Raw genomic sequence first — 8,896 nt, 5'->3', positions numbered from 1 at the left:
ATGCGCTACTAATAGTCCTCACCCTCACCTTTCTTTTCAAGCTGCTTTATCGCTAAATTTGAATAGTTGTTGTAAAATGCAAGAGTAATATATAACCCCACCAACAGAGGAATAAAATCTAATGACAATAGAAAAAGCTGAAATTTCCCCTATACTAGATATTGGCTTTAACCGCCACTGTGATTGTACGCCCAATAAATTAAACTGTTTAACTGCAAAAGATTGGATTAAATGCCAAATAGGAGTATGGCAATTCAACTACGAGAAACGAGACATTAGAGATAAAGAAAAACACCCTGCAACATTCCCAATAAGCCTAGCAAGGAAAGTAATTGAGCTTTTCACTCATGAAGGTGAGTTGGTCATTGACCCATTCATCGGTAGCGGCACAACACTTGTCGCTGCTCGGGACGCTAATAGAAATGCGGTAGGCTTCGATTTACAGCAAAAATATATTGATCTTTGTAATGAGCGGCTTATGCAAACTTCTTTGTTAAATGCTACTCAACAGATTGCGATAAATGATGATGCCCGTAATATATCAAATTACTTTAAACCCGGTACAGTTGGGCTTATCTGGACTTCACCTCCTTATGCCAATCTTCTCAATAGAGTCAGGAAAAACAAGTCCATGCGTTCAAGAAAAAATGAACAACTAGGCAAAGTTGAACAATACTCGCAAAATGAAAATGATTTAGGAACTCTACCTATTGATGAATGGGCTATAGCAATGGGTGATATTTTTGAAAGTATGTTACCCCTACTCAGACCAAAAGGTCGTTGTGTAATTAACATTCCTGATATGTGGTGGGAAAATGAGCGAATTACTTTGCATATTGCTCTTGTTGAGGAAATGAGAAAGCGAGGATATGAATTAAGGAATACTATTATTTGGGATAGAACGAATATCGTCAATAATATTGGTATCTTCGGTTGGCCCAGCAATTATATAACTATGGGCGTTACTTATGAGTATCTTCTGGATTTCTGGCGCCCTGAACAAGTCAAGGATAAAGTAAATTCTGAACGAAATACTTAAACATCAAATATCCCATTTTCTTACTTGGAGAAAGCTAAATTAAAAATGGAACAGCCAACACCCATATTTACCAAAGAAAACCTTATTGAGCGTCTTAGAGAAATAAAAAATAGGGGATGGATACCTAATGCTCGACCAGGAAATGTTGGGGGTATAGGAAATACTTTGGAGGATTTATTAGGAATTAAGGAAAATAATCTACCCATTCCTAATGCGGCAGAATGGGAATTAAAGGGACAAAGAATTGGTACAACTTCATTAATTACCTTAAAACATATAGAACCCTCACCCAGAGCATTAAAATTTGTGCCAGATATTTTATTGCCAAAATATGGATGGAGGCACCAAGAAGCTGGTATTAAATATCCCGAAAATGAGATGAGCTTTAGGCAAACCATTAGCAGTAATACGACAAGTGATAGAGGCTTTAAAGTAGTAATTAATGATAAAGACCAAAGAATTGAGATTTCTTTTAATGCTTCTATGGTTGCGCTAGAACATTCTATGTGGTTAGAAGCCGTGGAGCAAAGAACAGGGCTAGGAGAGCTCAATCCCCAACCATATTGGGGGTTCAGTGATTTAAAAAGTATTATTGGTACAAAGTTAATTAACTGTTTCTATGTACAGGCAAATTCAAAAAAGCTAGAAGGAATTGAATACCTGCAATACGAAAAGCTCAAAATCTTAAGGGAATTTAGTTTTGATAATTTTCTTGATGCTTTAAGAAAAGGAGATGTACTCATAGATTTTGATGCGCGAACAGGACACAATCACGGCACAAAAATAAGAGTACGGCAGAATAAAATACCTGATTTATATCATTATTCACAAGATATTATACTTTAAAGGCGGTGGGCGGCATCGGCGGCGATTTGTTCGAGTCGTGGTTCAAACGCCGCTTTGATACCAAAGATTCGGGCAAGCTCATTCCCGGTCATGGCGGCTTGCTAGACCGCATTGATGCGCTACTAATAGTCCTCACCCTCACCTTTCTTTTCAAGCTGCTTTATCGCTAGACCTTCGCATTAAATTTTGTTTACCATAACTTTAGGCAATTCTTAGGTAATATTTAGACATGATTTTTTAATTAGGCTGTATAATAGGGGTAGCTGAGATTATTCTCAGCTGCTCAGATAACCTAAAGAACCCTAAATCCTATTTAAAAGTCGGTGGTTACTACCCAACGACTTTTTTTTCTCCCCTTCTACTTTCTATAACCCGAATTTTTACCGATAAGCGTTATAATTAATCGGTAGGAATAGGAAGCTCAAATTCTCCATTTACTCGTTGGTTAGAGTAGGAAGGAGGTAACAATATGGAAAAGCGGTTGAAAATCTCTCGAAATCTCGGTCTAATCGGCGCAATAATACCGCTGGTTTATCTGCTGGTACAAATCAGCGGGACTATTGGGGAGGCGTTGCGGAACAATAACTGGCAGAATATTGCTTGGGACGATATGATTATATTTCCCATCCCGGCGTTGGTCGCGCTCATCGGCGCATTGCTGGTACTGAAACATCCCTCTATCGGAGCCGCTTTGCTGCTGCTGGTTGGAGCGCCAACGCTGCTATTGGTGATATTCTCTACACTCTCCAGCAGTTCGCTTAATAAAACTGAGGTAGATTTGTATTGGTGGTTAACATGGGTAGCGCCTTTCTCGATAGCAAGCGCCTGTGTATTGGCAAGCGGTTTAGTAGCGGTTTCGACCTTGCAGCGGTTCTCTGGAAATTTGCGCCACAACTAATATTCGGTTTTGTCCGACTTCATGCGCCATTCCTCGAAAGCCGTCAAGCCCTCTTGCCGGAGCAATTGGCTCAGGGGGATTTTGCGTTGCTCTAGCGGACGCGCTATTTCATCATAGATAAACGAGTCGTCAAAGCCGATAGCCTGAGCATCGGCGCGGGTGTTGGCGTAATAAACCGCGTCCAGTCGCGCCCAATAGATTGCGCCCAAGCACATGGGGCAGGGTTCGCAAGAGGTATAGATGATACAGCCCGCTAGGTCATAGCTTTGCAAACGGGCGCAGGCTTGGCGAATGGCGTTAATTTCGGCGTGAGCGGTGGGGTCACAGCTAAGCGTAACCGAATTTGCGGCAGCCGCGATAATTTCGCCCTCACGCGCTATAACCGCCCCGAACGGACCCCCGCCCTTACGAACGCTCTCCTCCGACAGGCTCAACGCCTCTCGCATATACAGTTCATGTGGTTGTTTCATCGCGCAAGATTATAACCGCAAGCCCGTAACTATGCAATTCCTCCACGATTGATGGAATTATTCCGCCATGTTTAACGAAAAAAACTATTGCCAACAAGGGCAATCAATTATACAATTTTAACTGGTTAAGAATCTTTGGGGTGAATCGATGTTATTAAACCTAGCTAAGTTGTTATAACCTTTAGTTAGTAGGAGGGTTTTTGATGAGTTTTTTCAAAACAGGTTCATTTTTCATGGTATTACTTTTAATATTGGCTGCTTGCGGCGATAATACCGCTACTTCGATTCCTGTCCCCACCACCGCTGCCTCTACCGCCAAAGTTGCCACTACTGCTGGAGCTACTACCGCGGCGACTGCCGGAAAAATTCAGGTCAGCGGCGCGTATATCGTTCTCCCTAGTACCGCCACAATGGCGGGTGGTATGGCTACTACGGCTGCTGCCACCACAATGGCGGCGATGGGTACTCCCGGCGCAAGCTCTATGGTAATGACCGGAATGTTTTTGACCATTACGAACAGCGGAGCGGAAGCGGATAAGCTTTTGGGCGGTCAATCTAGCATTGCGGAAGCGGTGGAAGTTCACACCTTTGTCAATTCCAAGATGGTACTTGCCGAAACTGCCCCCGTTCCCGCGAACGGTACGCTGACGCTTGCTCCCGGCGGTCTGCACATCATGTTACTTGGGATTAAGCAACCGCTCACCGTTGGTCAAAAAGTGTCAGTGACGCTGAATTTCGAGAAAGCCGGTAAAGTTGTAGTAGAGGCGGAGATTCGCGCCGCCTAATAACAGCTTTTTCTCCAAAGATAAACAGCCGAAATGGGGCGGGGGGCGCAATTATCCCTCGCCCTATTTTATCGCAAATTGGCGTATATAATATGAAGCGTCACAATTTTTGATTTGAACAAATCGTGGGGAGAGTGCGACTCCAGCGTCGCCCCTACGGGTTAATTCTCTTGGTATGGGTAAGAGGGCTTCAATCCAAAATCGGCAATCCAAAATCCAAAATGGAATGCGCCCTTGTTGGCATGCACAAAAGTTTAATGGGAAATGGATTAATTGCTTCCCGTATTAATTTAGATTAATAAATTGTTTGTTGCTAAACCTGAAAAGACTGTGATATAATTTATCCTAGAAATTCTTCAACTGCCTCGTTGAAGGGGACTGAAGCAACTTAAAGAACTTCGTAGCCTTAGCGTTCCAGTTCCTACCCACCCATTGCATCGTATAAGTTGAAGGGGACTGAAGCAAACAAACAAATATAAGAGGGGATTAAGCCGATGAGAAAACTTCTATCGTTGCTAAAGACCAAACGCTCAGGGAGGCGTGCCGGCTTCCGGCTTATCCCCCTGTTTTTTTTGTGCATATTTCTCTTAGCTTGCTTTTCGTGGGTAAATGATACGCCGCCCTTGAGCCGGGCAGCCTTCCCCGACCAATCCAAGATAAGCAGCCAAGTTGAAGCTAAACCAACGCTAACGCCTGAAATAACCGGGTTGCCTAACTTCGCGCAAACAACCCAACCGCCTCCGCCTAATCAAACTGATAGTTCGATACCTGTGCCAACCGCTACTCCGGTACCGGCTGCCACACCCGCAGTCAACCCCACGCCCCTTCATCCCACCGGACTCAAGCTTCCATCGCCGAAAGAGCTTGCTGCTCTACCACCGCTTAAACCTAGAGCTGTCCGCAGCAACTTGCCGGCGAGTGTGGATTATACCTATCTTATGCCGCCAATCGGCAATCAGGGGTCGCAAGGTAGCTGCACAGCTTGGGCTACTGGCTACTATTACAAAACTTTTCAGGAAGAAAAGAAATTTAACTGGGCGGTCAACACCCCGCTTCACCAATACAGCCCGGCTTTTATTTATAACCAAATAAACTTCGGCGCTGATGCCGGTTCTTATATAAGCGACGCTTTTCAACTGATGATTGATAAAGGCGCGGATACCCTATCCAGTTTCCCTTATAACCAATCCAATTACTTGCTACAACCCACCGCTGGACAGCTTGCTAATGCCGCCAATTATAAAGCTGCAAGCCGTCAGGTACTTTATTGGCAAACCTATGATACATACGGAAATCCTTATGGCATAGACGTAAACCTAATAAGAGAACATCTGGCTAACGGCGATTTGGTGGTAATTTCTATACCGGTATATAGCGAGTTTGATAATGCCACCAACGATTATAATTACCAAGTTACGCACAGCCTTAGCAGTTCAGCGGCATCGCGCGGCAACCATGCCATTACCCTAATAGGCTATGATGACAGCCGGGGCGCTTTCAGAATGGCTAATTCTTGGGGAACTTATTGGGGCAACGGCGGCTATACTTGGTTAAGCTACAACTTTGTCCGCTATTTTTCCCAATGGGGTGAAGTTATGGTAAATCGCAACCAACTTCAGTTTACCTCTTACCCGACCAGTAGCGCGGGCGGCAGCGGCAGCGCCACCATTTCTTTCAATACCAACCGCAACGCTACGGCTACGGTGTACAAAAGCGGCGCGATTGTGGGAAGCTCTTCCACGCCTGCTACCTCTTTTGCCATTCCCGTTAGCATCAGCAACTTGAGTCTTGGCGACAACAACCTGACCGTCAAGATTGTGGATAGCGGGGGAGTTGAATTTAACAACGCCAGCCTAAATGCTCCTATTTCTAGCGTCACCCCGCCCGCAATGCCCTCTAACTTGGCTACAACCACATTGTCAAAAACTAGCATTCGGCTTAGTTGGCAGGATAATTCCTCCGATGAGAGCGGGTTTAAAATCTACCGGTGGGACGGCAGCATCCTTAGCTTTATATACTGGGGTTCGGTTGGGGCTAACGTTACCACTTTCACGGATAGCAACCTTAATTGTAGCGCCGGATTTTCTTATATGGTTAGCTCCTATAATGCCTTTGGAGAATCAAACCTTGTGGGATGGGTAGATGGTTTTACACTAGCTTGCATCTCCGCGCCCACTAGTATGACCGCTACCACTGTTTCTTCTACCTCAGTGAACCTAACTTGGGTGGATAATTCTTCCGAAGAAGTGGGGTTTGAGATTTGGCGCAAAATAGGCAGCGGCGGCTCTTGGTCTATAATTAGCTCTCCCAGCGCAAACGCCACTTCTTACACTGATTTGGCTGCCGTTCCAAGTATGCTCATCTATTACAAGATTCGCGCTTACAACAATCAAGGTTATTCTGATTATTCCAATGAGAGTTCTACCACTACAAGCGGTAGCATGTTTACTTTAACGCTAGATGGCGCGGATGTAACCTACTATATTAATTCACTTGGGGATGCCAATTGGTACACCTTTACTGTTCCGGTCACTAATACTTATACCCTTGACACCTTTGTTACCTCGCCCTATACCTTGTACGACAGTGCCATGTACTTGTACGGACCGAACAATTTTACTTATCTAACCTATGATGATGACGGCGGGGCAGGGTTCGCTTCTAGGATAGTAGCTACTCTGACAGCCGGTACTTATTATGTGAAGCTGCAATCTTGGGGTAATTATTACACCGGAACTTATACCATTCATTTAAGAATCGGGTCGTCACCCACACTGCCCTCTGCGCTACTGGCTTCAAAGGTTTCCAGCAGCCGGATTGACTTGTCTTGGACGGATAACTCTAGTAATGAAACCGGCTTTAGTATCCAGCGTAGCGCCGATAATGTAACTTGGAACACGCCCGTGACTGTGGGCGCAAACGTTACGACTTATCAAGATACCAGCCTACTAAAATCGGCTACCACCTATTACTACCGCATCCAATCCTACAATTCGGCGGGCTATTCGGTGGGCTTGAACAGTTCGATAGATTATGCCTATAGTAATAGCGCGACTACTGACCCCGATTTTACGGTTGGAAGCCTCGCCGATACTAATACCTCTGGCACGTTCAGGTATTCGTTGTCCCATGCTGTCCCTAACCAAAGCATCGGTTTTGGGGTAACTGGCACGATAAACATCACCTCGCCGTTACCGTCCGTGCCATACGGGATGACTATCTTGGGGAGCAATTGCAGCAGCGGTTCCACGCCCGTTGTTATAAATGGGTCTTCCGGCGTAGTTTTAGATTTGGGCGGAAACGTAGTTCTCAAGGGTCTGGATATTCACGGGATTCAAATAAAAACTACGGGCGGTAGCGGAAATAAACTTACCTGCGTGTCAGTTACCAAATAATTGCCAAACGTAGGGGCGCATTCCGATGCGCCCTTTTTGTTTGGCGCAAATCTCATGGGGTGGGGGGCAATCGGGCGAAGGGCGAATCCAGCGTCGCCCCTACGGGTTAATTCTCTTGGTAGTTTGGGGAACCGTTGAAAATATAAATACTGACTTTGCAAAAGCCCTAAAATGGTTGCCTCTCTTGTTGAAAGTGCTTGAATCTTGTGGTAAAATATAGAGGAAATGCGGCTTCTTTGGTCGGAAGTTGTCATGGTCTGTAATCCTTTCTGTGGGGAGCGCCTTTGGTCGGGCGCTCTTTTTATTTCCCCCATTTGAAACAAACGAATTACGCAAGGGGTGAGAGGCATTGCAGGGAAAGATAATAGAGCCGGGAGGGTTTTGCCCGACTCATTGGAGTGCGACAGGGAGGGCGAAAAGTTAGAAGGGATATATTATTTCAAAGGGGGAAAATAATTTCTCAACTTAGGTACTATGTTGGGCTTGGTAATAATTCCTTTTAGATTGATACCAGAAACAGCGGGTAGTTCATCATCAAAATCAGTAAGAACTACAAATTCAACCGCTTCCAATTCTGGAATTGTCTGGATATTCTTACAAATAGCAAGGCAAGGTATTGAGTCCACAACATTATCCACTACCACAAACTGCGGTTTGTATTCAATCGCCTGTGAAAAAGCTTCAACAGGATGCCCGGCTTCAACCACCTCATACCCTTGTAATTCAAAGAATGTACGCACAACTTTTCGCAAGTCAGGAATTTCATTAATAACAAGAACTACCAAATGTCTGTTTCCTTTATGTAAAATTAGGCGCAAAAAAATAAAGGGGTGACGGGTTAGCGCCACCCCTAGTTTAATTTATGTGGCAAAAAACTTACCTATCGCGCCATTGCGATAAGTAGCATAAGCCAACCTGCTGCTACATCGCAGTAGGCTGCAAAAGATATGTCAATAAATTAGGGTGTATAACTAAAGGTGGTGTGTAGTATAATTATAAACTATACGTAATTACCCTATGTGGCGAAGCCGGACTGATTGAACCTATTAATAGAAATTTACCGCTTTCAACACGCTACTGCTATTCTCCAGACCTTTAAACTATTCTAAGGAATTTAAAGGGGAAATATATAGAATTGCCTTGATAAAGATATTTTAATACAGATTAAGATTAATTACAAGTGGCAAATTGGCAAAATAAGAGAAACAGGGCGTTTCAGTTTGAGCTTGCTACCACTTCTGGAATTTTACAGGTTGCCAATATGCTGAGTTCGGCAATTGTCAAAAATATTATTCTCTGAATCCGCCCTGATTTGATGCCTAAATGTGTGGCAAATCAAACAAACTTGTGTTAGAATAGCTCCCAGAAGCCATTTAGAGCGGGTGTTTCGCAAACCCCCTCCAAAATCGGCGAAAACTAGGTAATGGTTCGGATAATTTCGAGAAAATCATCCGTTTTGAGTT

The 8,896-nt window shown here is 44.3% G+C and carries 9 protein-coding genes; 7 read left to right on the top strand and 2 right to left on the bottom strand.

What is annotated here, in order from left to right:
• The first annotated feature begins 121 nt into the window (after positions 1 to 121).
• The 4 genes from WCK19_RS17800 to WCK19_RS17785 all read left to right on the top strand — a co-directional run bounded on the left by WCK19_RS17800 (position 122) and on the right by WCK19_RS17785 (position 2,783).
• Positions 122 to 1,039: a DNA methyltransferase gene (locus WCK19_RS17800; protein ID WP_342398750.1), complete on the top strand. Its 918-nt coding sequence runs from the start codon at positions 122 to 124 to the stop codon at positions 1,037 to 1,039.
• 45 nt (positions 1,040 to 1,084) lie between these two features.
• Positions 1,085 to 1,885, top strand: coding sequence for an MvaI/BcnI family restriction endonuclease (locus WCK19_RS17795; RefSeq protein WP_342398749.1), 801 nt, complete (start codon positions 1,085 to 1,087; stop codon positions 1,883 to 1,885).
• A gap of 5 nt (positions 1,886 to 1,890) precedes the next feature.
• Positions 1,891 to 2,055, top strand: a complete 165-nt coding sequence (locus WCK19_RS17790; RefSeq protein ID WP_342398748.1) for a phosphatidate cytidylyltransferase — start codon at positions 1,891 to 1,893, stop codon at positions 2,053 to 2,055.
• 299 nt (positions 2,056 to 2,354) lie between these two features.
• Positions 2,355 to 2,783, top strand: a complete 429-nt coding sequence (locus tag WCK19_RS17785) for a hypothetical protein (protein ID WP_342398747.1) — start codon at positions 2,355 to 2,357, stop codon at positions 2,781 to 2,783.
• On the opposite strand, the gene WCK19_RS17780 is transcribed toward WCK19_RS17785, so the two are convergent.
• On the bottom strand, positions 2,780 to 3,253 hold the full coding sequence (locus WCK19_RS17780) for a nucleoside deaminase (protein WP_342398746.1): 474 nt from the start codon (positions 3,251 to 3,253) through the stop codon (positions 2,780 to 2,782). The two genes, WCK19_RS17785 and WCK19_RS17780, sit on opposite strands and share 4 nt — an antisense overlap.
• A 203-nt stretch (positions 3,254 to 3,456) precedes the next feature.
• Here WCK19_RS17780 and WCK19_RS17775 point away from each other — a divergent pair, with 203 nt between their 5' ends.
• The 3 genes from WCK19_RS17775 (at position 3,457) to WCK19_RS17765 (ending at position 7,653) form a co-directional block, all read left to right on the top strand.
• Complete coding sequence (locus WCK19_RS17775) at positions 3,457 to 4,038, top strand: copper chaperone PCu(A)C (protein ID WP_342398745.1); 582 nt, start codon at positions 3,457 to 3,459, stop codon at positions 4,036 to 4,038.
• Between the two features lie 494 nt (positions 4,039 to 4,532).
• Positions 4,533 to 7,433, top strand: coding sequence for a C1 family peptidase (locus WCK19_RS17770; protein WP_342398744.1), 2,901 nt, complete (start codon positions 4,533 to 4,535; stop codon positions 7,431 to 7,433).
• Between the two features lie 25 nt (positions 7,434 to 7,458).
• The gene (locus WCK19_RS17765) at positions 7,459 to 7,653 is read left to right on the top strand and encodes a hypothetical protein (protein ID WP_342398743.1); all 195 of its coding nucleotides are present in this window, start codon (positions 7,459 to 7,461) and stop codon (positions 7,651 to 7,653) included.
• A gap of 214 nt (positions 7,654 to 7,867) precedes the next feature.
• On the opposite strand, the gene WCK19_RS17760 is transcribed toward WCK19_RS17765, so the two are convergent.
• On the bottom strand, positions 7,868 to 8,218 hold the full coding sequence (locus WCK19_RS17760; RefSeq protein WP_342398742.1) for a response regulator: 351 nt from the start codon (positions 8,216 to 8,218) through the stop codon (positions 7,868 to 7,870).
• Positions 8,219 to 8,896 lie beyond the last annotated feature (678 nt).

The organism is Candidatus Chlorohelix sp., assembly GCF_037138995.1.
GTDB lineage: Bacteria > Chloroflexota > Chloroflexia > Chloroheliales > Chloroheliaceae > Chlorohelix.
This window is presented reverse-complemented; position numbering and strand designations above follow the sequence as displayed.